At 74.7% G+C, this 15,355-nt stretch carries 17 protein-coding genes; 3 read left to right on the top strand and 14 right to left on the bottom strand.

All coding sequences use genetic code 11. The annotated features are described in order from the left end of the window. Window positions 1-15 precede the first annotated feature (15 nt). The 6 genes from ACYVPE_RS08370 to ACYVPE_RS08395 form a co-directional block, all read right to left on the bottom strand. The gene (locus tag ACYVPE_RS08370; RefSeq protein WP_461032795.1) at window positions 16-954 is read right to left on the bottom strand and encodes an ATP-binding cassette domain-containing protein; all 939 of its coding nucleotides are present in this window, start codon (window positions 952-954) and stop codon (window positions 16-18) included. Further along, entirely contained in the window at window positions 951-1,373 is a 423-nt protein-coding gene (locus ACYVPE_RS08375; RefSeq protein ID WP_461032796.1) for a lasso peptide biosynthesis B2 protein, read from the bottom strand. The genes ACYVPE_RS08370 and ACYVPE_RS08375 overlap by 4 nt, the downstream gene beginning before the upstream one ends. After that, window positions 1,370-1,627 carry a lasso peptide biosynthesis PqqD family chaperone gene (locus ACYVPE_RS08380; protein ID WP_461032797.1) on the bottom strand — a complete coding sequence of 86 codons (258 nt, stop codon included), beginning with the start codon at window positions 1,625-1,627 and terminating at the stop codon, window positions 1,370-1,372. The genes ACYVPE_RS08375 and ACYVPE_RS08380 overlap by 4 nt, the downstream gene beginning before the upstream one ends. Before the next feature lie 9 nt (window positions 1,628-1,636). Next, window positions 1,637-3,469, bottom strand: coding sequence for an asparagine synthase-related protein (locus tag ACYVPE_RS08385; protein ID WP_461032798.1), 1,833 nt, complete (start codon window positions 3,467-3,469; stop codon window positions 1,637-1,639). Between the two features lie 163 nt (window positions 3,470-3,632). Then, a complete protein-coding gene (locus ACYVPE_RS08390) occupies window positions 3,633-3,755 on the bottom strand; it encodes a lasso RiPP family leader peptide-containing protein (RefSeq protein ID WP_243744578.1) in 123 nt (40 codons plus the stop codon). Between the two features lie 394 nt (window positions 3,756-4,149). Beyond that, window positions 4,150-4,434 carry a hypothetical protein gene (locus tag ACYVPE_RS08395; protein WP_461032799.1) on the bottom strand — a complete coding sequence of 95 codons (285 nt, stop codon included), beginning with the start codon at window positions 4,432-4,434 and terminating at the stop codon, window positions 4,150-4,152. 75 nt (window positions 4,435-4,509) lie between these two features. Here ACYVPE_RS08395 and ACYVPE_RS08400 point away from each other — a divergent pair, with 75 nt between their 5' ends. Continuing rightward, entirely contained in the window at window positions 4,510-6,192 is a 1,683-nt protein-coding gene (locus tag ACYVPE_RS08400; protein ID WP_461032800.1) for a hypothetical protein, read from the top strand. 50 nt (window positions 6,193-6,242) lie between these two features. Then, the gene (locus ACYVPE_RS08405; protein ID WP_461032801.1) at window positions 6,243-7,448 is read left to right on the top strand and encodes a CHAT domain-containing protein; all 1,206 of its coding nucleotides are present in this window, start codon (window positions 6,243-6,245) and stop codon (window positions 7,446-7,448) included. A gap of 18 nt (window positions 7,449-7,466) precedes the next feature. Here ACYVPE_RS08405 and ACYVPE_RS08410 read toward each other — a convergent pair whose 3' ends face one another. The 4 genes from ACYVPE_RS08410 to ACYVPE_RS08425 form a co-directional block, all read right to left on the bottom strand. Continuing rightward, complete coding sequence (locus tag ACYVPE_RS08410) at window positions 7,467-8,336, bottom strand: 5-oxoprolinase subunit C family protein (protein ID WP_461032802.1); 870 nt, start codon at window positions 8,334-8,336, stop codon at window positions 7,467-7,469. Then, a complete protein-coding gene (locus ACYVPE_RS08415; RefSeq protein WP_461032803.1) occupies window positions 8,333-9,001 on the bottom strand; it encodes a 5-oxoprolinase subunit B family protein in 669 nt (222 codons plus the stop codon). The genes ACYVPE_RS08410 and ACYVPE_RS08415 overlap by 4 nt, the downstream gene beginning before the upstream one ends. After that, complete coding sequence (locus ACYVPE_RS08420; protein WP_461032804.1) at window positions 8,998-9,762, bottom strand: LamB/YcsF family protein; 765 nt, start codon at window positions 9,760-9,762, stop codon at window positions 8,998-9,000. The genes ACYVPE_RS08415 and ACYVPE_RS08420 overlap by 4 nt, the downstream gene beginning before the upstream one ends. A gap of 131 nt (window positions 9,763-9,893) precedes the next feature. Continuing rightward, entirely contained in the window at window positions 9,894-10,925 is a 1,032-nt protein-coding gene (locus ACYVPE_RS08425; protein ID WP_461032805.1) for a sugar phosphate isomerase/epimerase family protein, read from the bottom strand. Window positions 10,926-11,125: 200 nt separating this feature from the next. Here ACYVPE_RS08425 and ACYVPE_RS08430 point away from each other — a divergent pair, with 200 nt between their 5' ends. Further along, the gene (locus ACYVPE_RS08430) at window positions 11,126-11,497 is read left to right on the top strand and encodes a ClpX C4-type zinc finger protein (RefSeq protein WP_461032806.1); all 372 of its coding nucleotides are present in this window, start codon (window positions 11,126-11,128) and stop codon (window positions 11,495-11,497) included. A gap of 1 nt (window position 11,498) precedes the next feature. Here ACYVPE_RS08430 and ACYVPE_RS08435 read toward each other — a convergent pair whose 3' ends face one another. From ACYVPE_RS08435 to ACYVPE_RS08450, 4 genes are read right to left on the bottom strand one after another with little or no spacing between them, the layout of a single operon-like run. After that, window positions 11,499-12,257, bottom strand: coding sequence for a triose-phosphate isomerase (locus ACYVPE_RS08435; RefSeq protein ID WP_461032807.1), 759 nt, complete (start codon window positions 12,255-12,257; stop codon window positions 11,499-11,501). Further along, window positions 12,247-12,699 carry a ribose-5-phosphate isomerase gene (locus tag ACYVPE_RS08440; RefSeq protein WP_461032808.1) on the bottom strand — a complete coding sequence of 151 codons (453 nt, stop codon included), beginning with the start codon at window positions 12,697-12,699 and terminating at the stop codon, window positions 12,247-12,249. The genes ACYVPE_RS08435 and ACYVPE_RS08440 overlap by 11 nt, the downstream gene beginning before the upstream one ends. Next, entirely contained in the window at window positions 12,696-14,414 is a 1,719-nt protein-coding gene (locus ACYVPE_RS08445; protein ID WP_461032809.1) for a dihydroxyacetone kinase family protein, read from the bottom strand. The genes ACYVPE_RS08440 and ACYVPE_RS08445 overlap by 4 nt, the downstream gene beginning before the upstream one ends. Beyond that, window positions 14,411-15,340, bottom strand: a complete 930-nt coding sequence (locus tag ACYVPE_RS08450; protein WP_461032810.1) for a sugar phosphate isomerase/epimerase family protein — start codon at window positions 15,338-15,340, stop codon at window positions 14,411-14,413. The genes ACYVPE_RS08445 and ACYVPE_RS08450 overlap by 4 nt, the downstream gene beginning before the upstream one ends. Between the last annotated feature and the right edge of the window lie 15 nt (window positions 15,341-15,355).

Consider the following 15,355-nt stretch of genomic DNA (forward strand, 5'->3'; position numbering starts at 1 on the left):
CCTCTCCTCTTCCTCTTACGGATTCCGCATGGAACGGCCGGTGTGGTGCAGGAAGACGTCGTCCAGGCTCGGCCTGGTGACCGTCACCGAGGTGACGCCCGAGCTGAGTTGGGCACACAGCCGCGGTACCCAACGCGCCCCGTCCGCCGTCCTGATCCGCACGCCGTCAGGACCGACCTCGGCGTCCAGACCGAACAGCTCGCGGATGGACCGGGCCGCTTCCCGGTCGTCGCCCGTCCGGAGGCGCACGATGTCGGCGCCGATCGCCGACTTGAGCTCGTGCGGCGTCCCCTGCGCGACGAGGCGGCCGTGGTCCATGACGGCGATCCGGTCGCAGTGTTCGGCCTCCTCCAGGTAGTGAGTGGTCAGGAAGACGGTGACCCCGTCCTGCCGACCGAGCTCGTGCAGCTTCTGCCAGACCTGGGCCCGGCTCTGCGGGTCGAGTCCGGTCGTCGGCTCGTCGAGGAACAGCACCCGCGGCCGGTGCATCAGGGCCCGGGCCACCTCCAGCCGGCGCCGCATGCCGCCGGAGTAGGTGCCCACCGGCGCGTCGCGCCGGTCGGCCAGCCCCACCATCTCCAGCAGAACCCGCGCCTGGGCGTGCACATCGCGCCGGGACATCCCGTACAGGCGGGCGTGGAAACTGAGGTTCTGCCACCCCGTCAGCTGCTGGTCGGCGGTCGGATCCTGGAAGACGACGCCGATCCTGCGCCTGACGTCGTCCGGCCGGCGCGCGACATCGATCCCGGCCACGGCCGCCTGTCCCGCGCTCGGGCGCAGCAGGGTGGACAGCATGCCGATGGTGGTGGACTTGCCGGCGCCGTTGGGGCCGAGGAAGCCGAAGCTCTCCCCCTCGGCGACCGTCAGGTCCAGGCCGTGCACCGCCACGGCGTCGCCGTAGACGCGCCGCAGGCCGCGCGTGTGGATCGCCGCGTCGGGCCGGTCGACGTTCATCCGCGGGGCGGCACGGACATGATGACGTGGAAGGCACGAACGTGGCCGGCGTCCTCGCCGACGGGCTCGCCGTCCACGGCCACCCAGGCGTGTGCCGCGAAGGGCTCGGTGGCCACACCGGTGCACCACTGGGGCCAGGTGCCGCCCAGGCGGCACAACAGCGCGGTGGCGATGGACCGTTGCAGGCAGCGCGGGCCCGCGCAGGCCAGGCTCACGTACACCACCGCGTTGCGCGCCCGCAGCGCCTGCGGCGCACTCGCGGGGCGCGCGCCCCGGCTCGCGAACGCCAGTACCCGGCGCAGCCTGGCCGGCGGCAGCCGGGTCAGCAGGCGCGCCATGCCCGCGGCGAGCCGGGCCGGCGGGCGTAGGCGCCACGGTGGTGCGCTGGCCGACTCGAGGCGCAGGGTCGCGCCGCTCACGGGTGGATCACCTTGGCCGTGCGCAGGGCCTCGAGCAGGCCGTCCACGTGGTCGGTGGCCTGCTGGGGGGTGTCGGGGAAGCGCCGCAGCAGCGTCCGGGCCGCCTCCTCGGGCGACTCACCGTCCAGCAGGCAGCGCAGCACCACGGCCCCGGTGCGATTCAGCATCCAGTAACGGCCGTTGCGTTCGTCGAGCAGCACCGTGCCGTTCTCGGTGTCGGCGACGGACACCCCGGGCGCCAGGGCGAAGGTCATCGTGCCTCCTTACGTGGTTCGGGACGTGGGGGTCGCGGCGGTCGTGCTCGCGGGGGACACCGCCCGCAGCCACAACTCGCAGGCGAGGGTGGGATCGAAGGGCATCAGCGGCCGGGTGTCGGCATGGGTGCCGATGAGCAGGCGGCGCAGCGCCGCCGCGTCGATCAGGCCCATCCGGGCCAGGCGCGTGTCCTCGGCGAAGTCGAGCAGTTCGCCGCGGCGCCGGCGCAGTCCTGCGTACAGGGTGGGACTGGCGTCGTCCTTACCGGTCCGATGCAGGATCCCGGCCGGCACCACACCGTCGAGCGCCCGCGCGAGCACGGGCTTGAGCCGCTCCGGGGCCACCCGATCGGCCAGGCGCACGGACAGCACGGCCTCCAGCACCCGGTCGTCGGTGTACGGAGCCTGGAAGGTGACACCCGCGTGCGCGCCGATGCGCGAGTTGCGGCGCATGGCCGAGCCGTTGATCCGATTGATCCAGATCATCTCGTGTTGGACCGGGAGCGCGGCCAGCGGTTCGGGGCCGGCGGCGACGGCCTCGCGAAGCAGACGACGGACGGTCGCCGCGGCGTCCGCGGTGATCCAGGGCGGGAGCTTAGGCGAGATCTCCCAGTACGCGCCCGAGCCCCAGTCCCGTTCCGCGTCGAGCGCGTCCACCTGGCCGGCCAGCCAACGCGGATAGGACGGCGCGGACGCCAGCGTGCGCACCGTCGTGGCCAGCGACCAGCGGCGCCTGGACCGCAGCGCGCGCACCTGCGGCAGCGCCGCCGACGGCGCGCGCCGGATCAGCCCGTGCAGGCACATCACACCAGGGAGGAACAACTCGTCGCCTCCGACGCCCTGGAGATGACGGCGCGCGCCCCGGGAGGAGACGAGGGCGGCCTGGTGCTCGACGGTGGCCCGGGACCGGACGAACATCAGCGGGCCCTCCCGGTCGTGCGGGGTGTGCGCGAACGGCGCGTACCAGTCCGGTGTCTCCGCCGGTGGCACCACCACGTGGTCGGCCCGCGGCAGTTCGGCCGCCGCCCGGCGCGCCCAGGCCAGATCCTCACCGCGTCCGCCGTGCGCCTCGTAGTGCAGGGTCACCAGGGGTGTGCCGCCTGACGCGTCGGCGACGAAGCAGAGACTCGTCGAGTCGAGACCGCCGGACAGGTCGGCGCTGACCACGGGCTGGCCCGCGGTGCGCGCCCCCACGGCGTCGAACAGCGCCTCGCGGACGAAGGTGCCGTCGCCCAACGGGCGTTCGGGCGCGGGCGGCGTCCACCAACGTCGGGTGCGCCCGGCGCCGTTCCGATCGATCTCCAGGCAGTGTCCGATGCGTGGGCTGCGCACCCCGCGCCACACCGAACGCTCGCTGAGCGGCCAGGGAGGCCCGAACGGAGACAGGAGTTCGAGTGCCACCCGCTCCTCGTCGACGCCCGCGCCGACGCGGTCGGCCAGCGTCTCGGGGCGGTCGGCCGCCATCGTCACGCCGGCGACCGTGGCGTGGAAGACCTGGCATGCGGTGGACAGCGTGCCCTGGACGCGGACGTCGCCGTCGAGCGACGCGACGAGGTGGAAGCTGCCGGCGGCCAGGCGGGCGAGGTCGTCCAGGTCCGCCAGGGTGCGGACCCGGCCCAACCGGGCGGCCAGGACGTCCGGTCGCACGGATGCGTAGCCGAGCAGGACGACGCGCCGCGGGCCGGCGGAGACGGACACGATCTCGTCGTCCCGCCAGTCGCCCACGAGCCAGGGCCGACCGGAATGGTGCTCGATCACCCTGGGGCGCGGCAACCCGGGGGTCGGCGCCAGCGCGAGAGCCTCGGCGCCGGCCGGATGGTCGGGAAGTACCACGAACTCCATGCGTATCCTCCACCGAAGTGCCAGAGTGGAGCGGCCCGACCGGCATGTGGCGTCGGTCGGGCCACTCTCATGCTGGAGCGAAGGGTGCGGTACGGCTGGGGTGTCGGACTGCCGCCCCGACGGTACCGCCCGTTTCACTCAGCCCCGTGGGCCTACGGGTGGCTCAGAGCCACCAGGCGCCCCACGGGCTGTCGAGCCAGTAGCCCCGCGACGTGAGCTGGGTGAGTTCGGCGAAGTCGCCGACCTCGATCAGGGTGGGAACCTCGTACGCGTTTTCGTTGGCCACGAAAGCCACCTCCTTGGGTGAGTGCGCCCGGGCATCCCGGGCGCCGGATGACGCTCAGGCGGGATGGCCCCGGTTCGTTCACCCGGGCCTTCCGCCAGGGACAACGCTATGGACGGGGCCGTCCGCGCGCACGACCCCTGTTCGGGGAACACGCCCTGGGGCGGGGGTGGTTGTCCGCCCAGCCGGTCGGCGGCGTGCTCGCCGTCGACGGCGTGGTGTCGGCCGAGTTCGACCGCGGCGACGTGTTCGGTGGTGGCTGGCAGCGGGGCGCGGTGGTTCTCCGGGCCTCGTCACGCGGCGAGGTGGTTCGCGTCGTGGACGCGCTGTCGCGGGCGTTCACCGCCGTGCCAGACGTCGGCGAGGTCCGCCACAGCCGCGCGTCCCGTCGACCGCCTCAGGTGCCCGGCCGCTCGGAGAGGCTCCGCGCCAGCAGGTCGGCCAGGGCACGCAGACCGTCGAGCCGGTGCGGGTCGTAGGAGAAGGTGTGGCGGTAGTCGTGCCCCGTGACGATCGACATCCGGGGGCGACGGCCGGAGTCGAACTCCAGCCGTGGCCTCTGCCATATGTGGTAGCGGTGGGTGTCGTTGAAGCCGAACACCTCCAACACCCGGCCGTCGAAGCAGAGCAGGGTGGTGTCGGTGGCGAACACCTCGAACGGTGGTGCGACGGGAACGCTCATGAGTGCTCCTCCCTTCTTCCTCCGGTGGACGATAGACGGTCGCCCGCCGGTTTCCGGACGACGTACCCTCCTCACATGCCGCCCCCGAGCCCGCCGACCGGTGAGGACGCCAAGGACCACGAGGGCGTCGGGCCCGGCCGAGCGGTGAACCCCCTCTACGGAGAGCCCTTCGACAGCGGTCTCGCCCTGGCCGAGGAGCACCAGCTGGCGGCCGATCCCGCCGCCGCGTCCGCCGTCTACGACGAACTGCTCACCCTCGCCGAGTCCCTGGAGGACTCGCCCGACGTGCGGTTCCTGCGGGCGCACCTGCTGTCCGACATCGCCAGCGTCCGCCTCGCCGCCACGGACCTGCCCGGCGCGGCCGACGCCGTCGACCTGGCCAGGGGGCTGCTCGACGGCGTCGCGTCGGTGCCGATGGGGCCGCTCGGCCGTCAACTGTGGCTCGAGGTCCTGCTGAAGACGCTGTTCGCCAGGGCCGACCTGCTGCGCAGCACCGGGCGGCTCGACGAGGCGCTGGCCTGCCTCGACGAGGCGGCGCTCAGGCTGCCCGAGTTCGACGATCCCGAGGGACTGCGCGCCGCCGAACTCGGTTTGAACCGGGTACATCTGCTGATCGAGCGGGGCGAGTGGGGAGCGGCCGAGGAACACGCCTCGGCGCTGCTGTCCAGCACGCCGGCGACCGCGTGGCCGGCCCCGGCCCGGCTGCTGATCGCCCTCGGCCTGATCTGTTCCTCGACCGGACGGTTCGACCTGGCCGACGACTACTTCGCCCGCGCGGAGGACGACTTCCGGGCGCGGGGGGACACCGGCGAACAGCACCTGATGCTCGCGCACCGGGCGCACAACGCGATGCAACGGGGGGAACTCGACCTCGCGGAGCGGTTGTTCGCCGAAGCGTCCGCGAGCTTCGAGCGGCAGCGACACTTCGGCTACCTGGCGGTCTGCGAGCAGGCACGCGCCTTCCTCGCCGGCCAGCGAGGCGACGCCGTCGGGGCGAGCGACCTGGTGGCGTCGAGCCTGGCCCGTTTCGAGCGGCTCGGCGCCGAGATCGCCGCCGCGGACACCATGCTGCTCGCCGCCCAACAGGCGTACGACCGGGACGACATCGACGAGATGAAGCGGCTCGCCCAGGCCGCTCGCGACGTCTACCAGGCCCGTGGCGTGTACGAGCGGTGCGCACAGGTCGACCTGATACTCGCGAGAACCCTCGAGGACAACCTGAACCGCACGGACCACGGCGACCACGAGACGACGTCGGTCGAGACCGCGATCTCCGTCGCCCTTCCCGCCGCACTGGCCCTCGATGCGGCGCGCTACGACTTCGTCAGCGCCCACGCGCGCAGTCAGTGGCGGGAGTTGGCGGATGACGCCATGAGCCTGGTCTTCCGCCTCGCCATCCGTCGACAGGACCAGGGACTGCTCTTCGAACTGGTGGAGCACCGCTGCGCGGGCGCCACGTTGGCGCTCGACCGTACGCCGCCGGCGCCGGCCGCCCCGCCCGGAGGGGAGGCCGTGTCGGTCTTCCCGAGCGCCGCCATGAAGGCCCACGGACACCTGGAGGGAACGATGTCGCTCGGGGGCGTGGCGGCGGAGGCCGCGGCTTCCGCCGGGCTGCGCGTCAACCCTCCGCCGCGGGTGCGGATGGCGCCGGAGACCGGCCGCACCGCGCTCCAGGAGTACGTCGCGGCCGCCGAGTTCCGTTACCACCGGCGGATCGTGAGCGACGAGGAGGTGGCGTTCTGGTCACCGAGGAGCTGACCGAGGGCCCCGTCGTCCAGGTCAGGTTGGCCGACGCCGGCGACCTGTTCATGACCTGGACGTGGACCGTCGGCGCCCGCGGCTTCGGCACAGGACACGCCCCCGCCGCCGAGGTCGACGCCGCAGTCGCCGCCCTGTCCGCCGCGCTGCCGGGATCGGGCGAGGGGATGCGGCGGGCGTTCGAGTCGGGCGCGCTGGCCGACCACGAGGCCGAGCCGCGGCTCGCCCGGGTGCTGGCCGAGGCGCTGTGGCCGCCCGGGCTCACCGCCCAGCTCCGCCACGTGTCGGCCGCCGCCGGCCGCCCGCTGATCCGGATCCAGCCGTCGCCCCGGGTCGCCCAGGTGCCCTGGGAGCTCCTCGCCGTCGACGACGACGCGCGGCTCGTCGACCTCGCGGACATCGTGACCACCGCGCCTGCCTCGTTGCGCCGCCCGGGCCCCGGCCCCACCCCCGACGCCCGCCCGGCGCCTGACGGCGACGCCGTGGTGCTCGTCCTCGACCCCCGGGTGCCCGGCTTCCGCGCCGACTCCGCACTCGGCTCGGTCCTCGGACCGCCGGGATCCGACCCCGAGCTGACGGCGCTCGTCCGGCGCGGGATCGACGCGGGCGCCGTCGTGCCGCGCCTCGCCGACCCGGCCGAGGCGTTCCGCCGCACCGACCAGGACCGGGACTGGCTCGGCGACGTGCTCCGCGCCGGGGCACGCCGGCTGCTGTACGTCGGACATGTCAGCGGCGTGCCGGTCGACGGCGGGCAGAGCGAGGACATCACCCTGCACCTGGCCTGCGGCCCTGGCACGACCGGTCTTACCGAGGTGGCGCGCGGCACCCACCGGCCGCTCTCGGTCAAGGACCTGCTGCTCGGCACCCTGCCGCTGCGGGCCGACGGCGTGCCGGGGGCGCTGATCTGGCCCGCGCCGCCGCGCGTCGCGCTGATCGCCTGCGAGAGCGGCGGCGACCTGCGCTTCGCCGAGTCGTTCGGCCTGGCCACGGCGATGCTCCACAACGGCGCCGAACTGGTCACCGCCACCCGCTGGACGCTGCCGACCAGCCACGCCTTCCACCGGCTGGCCGGGCTGCCCTCCTCGGTGCGCCCGCTCTCCGCGGCGGTCGTCGCCGTCGACGCCGCCCACGAACACCCGGACCCGGTGCGGCACCTGTGCCGCTGGCAACGCGAGCGGCTCGACCTGTGGCGCGCCACCGGGGCCGTGGAGCACGCGCCGCTGCTGTGGGCCGCCCTCACCAGCGTCGTCGGGTGAGGACGCGGCCGGCCGCCCTCAGCGCACGGCCAGGAACCGCACCCCGGCGCCCGGCGGGATCTGCCCCGCCAGCGGCAGGTCGGCGCCGTGGACCACGGCGATCACCGGATAGCCGCCGGTCACCGGATGGTCGGCCAGGAACAGCACCGGCTGCCCGTTCGGCGGCACCTGGAGGGCGCCCGACACCATGCCCTCGGCCGGCAGCTCGCCCGCCCTCGCCCGGTCGAGCGCGGGACCCGCGAGCCGGATCCCGATCCGGTTGCTCCGGCTGGTCGCCGTCCAGCGCGCCGACTGGAGCCGCTCCGCCGCCTCGCCGGTGAACCAGTCGTCGCGCGGCCCGGGCAGCACCCGGAGCGTGAACTCCTCGGGCGGCGCCGAACACGGCGCCTGGTCCACGCCGAAGAACGGCGCGGCCGGCGCCCCGACCGGCAGCGTGGCGCCCGGCCGCAGCGGCTCGGGGCCAAGACCGGAGAGCAGGTCCGTGGCCCGCGAGCCCAACACCGGCGGCACGTCGACCCCGCCCCGCACCGCCACATAGCTCCGCAGCCCGGAGGCCGGCGCGCCCACCTCCAACAGCGCCCCGTCCCGCAGCGGCAACGGCGCGCCGAACGGCGCCGGCACCCCGCCGACCGCGACGGGCCCCGGCGCGCCGGTCACCGCCACATACAGCACGCCGGGCCCGCGCGCCCGCAGCCGCAGCCCGCCGAGGGTGGCCTCGACGCCGGCCGCGTCCGCCGGGTTGCCCACCAGTCGGTTGGCCAGCGCGAGCGCCGGCCGGTCGACCGCGCCCGAGCGCGGCACGCCCAACTCGGCGTAGCCGGGCCGGCCCTGGTCCTGCACGGTGGCCAGCGGCCCGGTCGCCACGACCGTCAGCTCCCTGGCGCTCACGCCGCACCGCCTGGCAGCGCCGTGAAGCGCACCGTGCGCCCCGGCACCAGCAGCGCGGGCGGGTCGCGGTCCGGATCCCACAGCGGCACCTCCGTGGTGCCGAGCAGCCGCCAACCGCCGGGCGAGGACCGGGGATACACGCCGGTGAAGCCGCCGGCGACGGCCACCGAGCCGGCCGGCACGGCGGTGCGCGGCTCGGCCCGGCGCGGTAGGTGCAACACCGGGTCGGTGCCGGTCAGATAGCCGAATCCCGGCGCGAAGCCGGCGAACGCCACGGTGTAGAGCGGCGCGGTGTGCCTGGCCACGACCTCGGCCACGTCGAGCCCGGTCGCCTCGGCCACCTCGGGCAGGTCGGGCCCCGTGTAGCGCACCGGGACGGTCAGCGTGTCGTGCGGCGAGGGCGGGTGGTCGACGTCCTCGGCGGTCAGCGCCGCGACCCGCGCGGCCAACGCCCCGGCGAGCTCCCGGTGGCCGGTGACCGCGGGGTCGTAGCCGACCAGCAGGGTGGCGGCCGCCGGCACCAGCTCCGCCACGCCAGGCGGCCGGTCACCGACGAGCGAGGCGCGCAGCGCCAGCACCGTGGGCAGCCCGTCGAGCTCGGCGAGCACCGCCCGCTCGCCGACCCGCCGCACGCCGAGCAGCCGGCCGTCCGGCGACCCGGTCACGCGGCGGGCACCGCGAACGGCTCGGGGGCGTGCCCCGCGCGTTCGAGCTCGGCCCGCAGCCGCCGGGCGATGCCCAGCGCGCCTGGGGTGTCCCCGTGCACGCACAACGACCGCACGTTGACCGGCACTTCGGTGCCGTCGACGGCCGTCACCAGGCCCTCGGTCACCATCCGCAGGCAGCGGGCCACGATCTCGTCCTGGTCGTGCAGCACCGCGCCAGGATCGCGGCGCGACACCAGCGTGCCCTCCGGGGTGTAGGCGCGGTCGGCGAACGCCTCGTGCACCGGGGTCAGTCCGGCCTCGGCCGCGGCCCGCAGCCAGACGCTGCCCGGCAGGCCGAGCACCGGCAGCGTCGGGTCGTAGCGGCGCACCGCCTCGACGACGGCCGCGGCCTGGGCCTCGTGGTGGACGATCGCGTTGTAGAGCGCGCCGTGCGGCTTGACGTAGGCGACGCGGGTGCCGGCCAGCCGGGCGAAGGCGTCGAGCGCGCCGAGCTGGTAGACGACGTCGTTCACCAGCTCGGCCGGGTCGACGTCGATGAACCGGCGGCCGAACCCCGGCAGGTCGCGGTAGCCGACCTGGGCGCCGACGGCCACCCCGTGCTCGGCGGCGCCGGCGCAGACCCGCCGCATCACGGTGGGGTCGCCGGCGTGGAAGCCACAGGCGACGTTGGCGCTGGTGACGACGGTGAGCAACGCGTCGTCGTCCCCGAGCCGCCACTGCCCGAACCCCTCGCCGACATCGCTGTTGAGGTCGATCACCGGTGCTCCTCGACTTCCCTGGTTCCGCCACTCGGGACGGACCCTACCCGCGCGGCACCGGCGCCGGCCGGCAGCCGGCCGGCGCACTCGCCCGTCTGCCGGGCCACGGCGGCGCCGCGCGGGAGGAGCGGTCAGCGGTGGCCGCGCCGCGGTATCTCCAGGTCGCCGAGGTACTTGCGGCCGGTCCAGGCCGTGTTGGCCGAGCCCGCCGGGTTGCGCGGCCTCGGCGACGTCCCGTCCACGGTCTCGTCCATGCCGGCGTCGTCGTGCTCGACCAGGAAGTGGTGGCGGGCGGGGTCGCGGAGCGCCGAGAAGATCCGCGGCCAGTCGAGGTCGCCCTTGCCGAGGTTGGCGAAGGAGTAGCGCCGCCCCGCGTTGGCGGTGCCGGCCGCCGCCACCCGCGGTCCCTCCGGGTCCCAGCGGACGTCCTTGACGTGGAACATCGGGAAGCGGTCCGGGTCGTGGCTGACGTAGTCGTAGGCGCTCTGCCCGGAGATCTCGATCCAGCCGAGGTCCAGTTCGAACTTGACGTAGCGGGGGTCGGTCTCCTCGAGCAGGACGTCGTAGAGCGGCCGGCCGTCGACGATCGTGAACTCGATGTCGTGGTTGTGGAAGTAGAAGTAGTCGAAGCCGTTGCGGACGGCCTCCTCGCCCCAGACGTTGAAGGCCGCGGCCATCTCCTTGTAGCCGTCGACCGTGAGCGGCGCGACGTACGAGTGCCCGGTGCCGACGGCGGGCAGCCCGAGGGTGTGCGCCTCCTCGTAGATCCGGGCGCGCTCCCGGCGGTCGTACCAGATGTTCTGCATCATCTGGCGGGGCCCGAAGTGGTTGCCGGCGACCCGCAGGCCGTACTCGTCCGCCAGCGCGCGGACCTGGGCCGGGGTGCGGCCGTCGTAGTCGCCGCCGATCTCGAACTCGGCGTAGCCGGCGTCGGCGAGGATCTCGAAGGTGCCGGGCATGTCGAGCTCGTTGTCGGCGAACAGGTCGCGGACGGTGAACAGCTGGATCCCGATCCGACCGGCCGGAATATCCCGCCGCCGGCCGTGCCCCAGGCGGCCGTCGGCCGCCGCCTCGCCCGGCAACCCGGCCAGCGTGCCCGCCATCGCGGCGGCACCCGCCGACCCCAACAGTCTCCGCCTCGACGCCATGTGCTTCTCCGTCACGGTGCTCTCCTTCTCCCCGCCCCTGGGAACGGTCGCGCCCGGAAGCGTAGATTCCTGCGACTGCAATATGAAGAGTCGTGACATGCCCAACTTCTTTCATTTTCGGGCAGAAGCCTCCGGACGGTTGTCAAGGCAACCCTGACGGGTCTAGCGTTTCCGTCAGGATCACCCTGACAGTGCCCTGAGGAGGAGGCCGCGACATGACGACGGTGAACCAGGCGGTGGAGAGCTCGTGTTGCTCGTTCTGTGCCCGGGCCAGCGAGGAGGTGCGGAAGCTGGTCGCCGGGCCCGGCGTGCTCATCTGCGACGAGTGCGTGACGCGGGCCGACGCCGTGATCGAGGAGTACCGCGACCGGCCACACACGCCCCGGCTGCCGATGTGGGCGGCGATGACGGACGAGCAGATGCTCGAGCACATTCCCAGGGTCGCCGCGGTGGCCGAGCAGGTGGAGGCGGATCTACGGTCCTGGGTCCGGGAGCTGCGCCACCGCGGGGTCACCTGGGCCAGGATCGGCCTGACCCTGGGCGTCTCCCGGCAGTCCGCCTGGGAGCGATTCTCCGGCGAGGAGTGAGTCAGCGCGCGCCGGTGATCTCCAGGAGGGTCAGGAAGCCCGTCACCCGCCAGGCGGCGCGGCCGACGAAGAGGCCGTCGATGCCGGGGACTTCGAGCAGGCCGGCGGCGTTGGCCGGCGAGACGGAGCCGCCGTAGAGGATGCCGGCGACGCGGTCGCCGAGCGCCGCCCGCAGGGCGGCGACCGGCTCCGCGATCTCCGCAGGGCCGGCCGGGCGGCCGTGTTCGCCGATCGCCCACACCGGCTCGTACGCCAGCAACACGCCGTCCGTGCCCGCGAGTCCGTCGAGCGCGGCGGTCGCCTGGGCCACCACGTGGGCGGCCGACCGGCCGGCGGCGAACGTGGCCGCGTCCTCGCCGACGCACACCAGCGGGACGAGCCCGTGTCGGAGGGCCGCGGCGACCTTGAGGCGGACCGTGGCGTCGGTCTCGGCGAAGTGCGCCCGGCGCTCCGAGTGGCCGATCTCCACGATCCGTGCCCCGGCGTCCGCCACCTGCGGCATCGAGAGCTCGCCGGTCCAGGCGCCCTCGTCGGCCCAGTGCGCGTTCTGCGCGCCCACCAGCACCGGCGAGCCGGGGCCCAGCGTTCGCGCCACCGGCTCGATCGCCGTCGCCGGCGGGATCACGAACGGCCGCACGCCCGGCGGCGGTTCGGCGCCGATCGCGTCCCGCAGCCGTGCCGCGTAGGCCGTCGACTCGGCGATGGTCTTGGTCATCTTGAAGCTGGTGCCGAGCCAGCGGACCCCATCCCTATCTCTCATAGGAGCGGATCGCCTCGACCTTGGCCGCCGAGGCGGAGGCCGGGTCAAACGTGTAGGCGAGCCACTCGCGGGCCAGCCGGCGGGCCAGTTCGAGGCCGATCACCCGCTGGCCGAGGCAGAGCACCTGCGCGTCGTTGGAGAGCACGGAACGCTCCACCGAGAACGAGTCGTGCGCCGTCACGGCCCGGACGCCCGGCACCTTGTTGGCGGCGATCGCCACCCCGAGGCCGGTGCCGCACACCAGCAGTGCCCGGTCCACCCGCCCCTCGGCCACCAACCGGGCCGCGTCCACGGCGACATGGGGGTAGTCGGTGCCCTGCCCCGACACGATCCCGACGTCGACGACCTCCGCCACCCGCTCGTCGGCCGCCAGGTCGGCCTTGAGCGCCTCCTTGTAGTCGTAGCCGGCGCCGTCCGCGCCCACCGCTATCCGCAGCCTCAACAGAACTCCTCGCTCAGGGCCGTCACGATCAGTGCGAACGAGACGGCGCCCGGGTCGGGGGTGCCGATCCCGCGTTCGCCGTGCACCCGCGCCCGGCCGATCCTGGCCGGGACGGCGGCCGTCGCCTCGGCCGCCCGGGTCGCGGCCAGGGCCGCCGACTCCCAGGCGGCGGCCGGCCGTTCGCCCTCGGCGAGGGCCCGGGTCAGCGTCTCGGCGAAGGGCAGGGCCGCGTCCACCAGCGTCTTGTCGCCCGGCGCCGCGCCGCCGAGCGCGGTCACGGCCGCCACCGCGGCCCGCACCCCTTCCACCAGCTGATCCCGGCCCGGCGCCGCGTCGTAGCCGAGCGCCGCGCCGAACGCCGTCAGCATCACGCCCCACAGCGCCCCCGAGGTGCCGCCGGCCCGCTCCGACCACGCTTCGCCGGCCAGGACCAGGGTGGTCATCGCCTCCGCGCCGGCCGCCGCCGCGTCCGCGCCGGCCGTCGCCGCCGCCTCCGCGCCCCGCCGCATCCCGATGCCGTGGTCGCCGTCCCCGGCCACCGCGTCGAGCCGGCCGAGCCGCTCCTCCTCCCCGGCCACCGCGTCCCTGAGCGTCCCAAGCGCCGCCACCAGGCGCCCGGCCGCCGCCCTGGAGGGCCCGGTCCCGGCGGCGATCGGCGGCGGCGCCGCGTACGCCGCCGGATCGTCCGTCCGCTCCTGGCGCGGCGCGACGGCCCCCTTCCGGTAGGCGGGGGAGTCGGCCGGCGCCCGCCACAGCTCGGCCAACTCGTCGTCGAGGAAGGCCAGGGTGAGCGAGAGCCCGGCCATGTCCATGCTGGTCACCAGCTCGCCGACCTCGGGGTCCACGGCCCGCAGGCCGTGTTCGGCGAGCCGGGCCCCCACCCGCCGGTGCACCAGGAAGAGTTCGTCGTACTTGGTCTCGCCGAGACCGTTGACCAGCACCGCCACCCGGTCCTCGGCGTAGCCGGCGTGCCAGCGCGGGCGCTCGGCGAGCAGCCGGTCGACCAGCAGGTCGGCCACCGCGTCCGCGCTCGCCAACTCCCGCTCCTCGATGCCGGGTTCGCCGTGGATGCCGAGGCCGAGCGCCATCCGGCCTGGCTCCACCGTGAACAGCGGCTCGGCCGCGCCCGGCAGCGTGCAGCCGCCGAAGGCGACGCCGAGCGAGCGGGTCGCCGCCACCGCCCGACGACCGAGCCGCTCCACCTCGTCGATGCCGAGACCGCGTTCGGCCGCCGCGCCCATCACCTTGAACGCCACCAGATCGCCGGCTATCCCACGGCGCAGCCCGTGGTTCTCCGGCGGCGCCGAGGCGATGTCGTCCGTCACCGTCAGCACCCGCACGTCGAGCCCCTCGGCCCGCAGCCGGACCGCCGCCTGCCCGAAGTGCAGGACGTCGCCGGCGTAGTTGCCGAAGGAGAGGATCACCCCGCCGCCGGCCTCGCTGGCCCGCGCCACCGAGGCCACCTGGGCCGCGGAGGGCGAGGCGAACAGGTTCCCGCACGCCGCGCCGTGGGCAAGACCAGGACCGACCCAGCCGGCGAACGCCGGATAGTGGCCGCTGCCGCCGCCCACCACCAGCGCCACCTGCCCCCGCGGGGTCGCGGCGGACCGCACCACCCCGCCGCGCACCCGCCGCACCCGGCCGGCGTGCGCGGCCACGAACCCCTCGATCGCCTCGTCGGCGAACACCGCCGGATCGTTGCAGAGCACCGTCACCGCGCACCCCCGCGCAGCTTGGCCGCCAACACCCGCCGCAGATAGTCCCGGTTGCTCGCGGACACGCCCAACCCGTCGCCGCCGTAGTGCTCCACGCAGATCGGCCCCGAGAAGCCGGCCGCCAGCGCGATCTCCACGGCCCGCCGGTAGTCGACGAACCCGGACTCGGCGGGCGCCGGCACGGTGAAGTAGGCGCCGGTGGCCGGGTCGTGGTCCCGGTAGTAGTTCTTGAGGTGCCAGTAGTTGGTGTACGGCGCGGTCTCCACCATGATCCGCTCCCAGTCCTCCACCGGCCGGTGCAGCCGGACCAGGTTCCCGATGTCCGGGTTGAGCCCGACGTTGGCGAGGTCGATCTCCCGCACCAGCCGGACCGCGCTCTGCGCGGTGCCGAGGTAGGTGTCCTCGTACATCTCGAGCGACACCGCGACCCCGAGCCCGGCGGCCCGCTCGCCGACGGCCCGCAGCCGCTCCACCGCCAGCGCCCAGGTCCGTTCGTCGCCGGCCGGATCGCCGGCCCCCGGCTCCGTCCAGAACCACACGGCGGCCCGCTGCCGCTCGGTGAGCTCCCGGTGCAGGCCGACGCTCACCACGCCCACCCCGAGCTCGGCCGCCGCCTCGACCGTCCTGAGCAGGTACGCCAGGTTCTCGCCCGCCCGGTCCTCGTCCGGGTCGGTCACGCTGCGCCGGACGGTGGAGATGGCGGTCACGCCGAGCCCCGCCTCCTTCAGCGCGCCGACCAACTCCCGGCGCCGCTCGGGGGCCAGGTCGCCAGGCCGCGTCCACGTGTCGGTGAGGTCCACGTGCGCGAACCCGGCGTCCGCGACCTCGTGCAGGGTCGCCGCCCAACGCGCCGCGGGCGCGTCCTGGGCGTCGGGGAACTGCAGCAGCGCGGCGCCGATCGGCCAGTCCTGCGCAGAGAAGGGCATGTGCGTCTCCGAACG

This window comes from Streptomyces mayteni, from assembly GCF_054783955.1.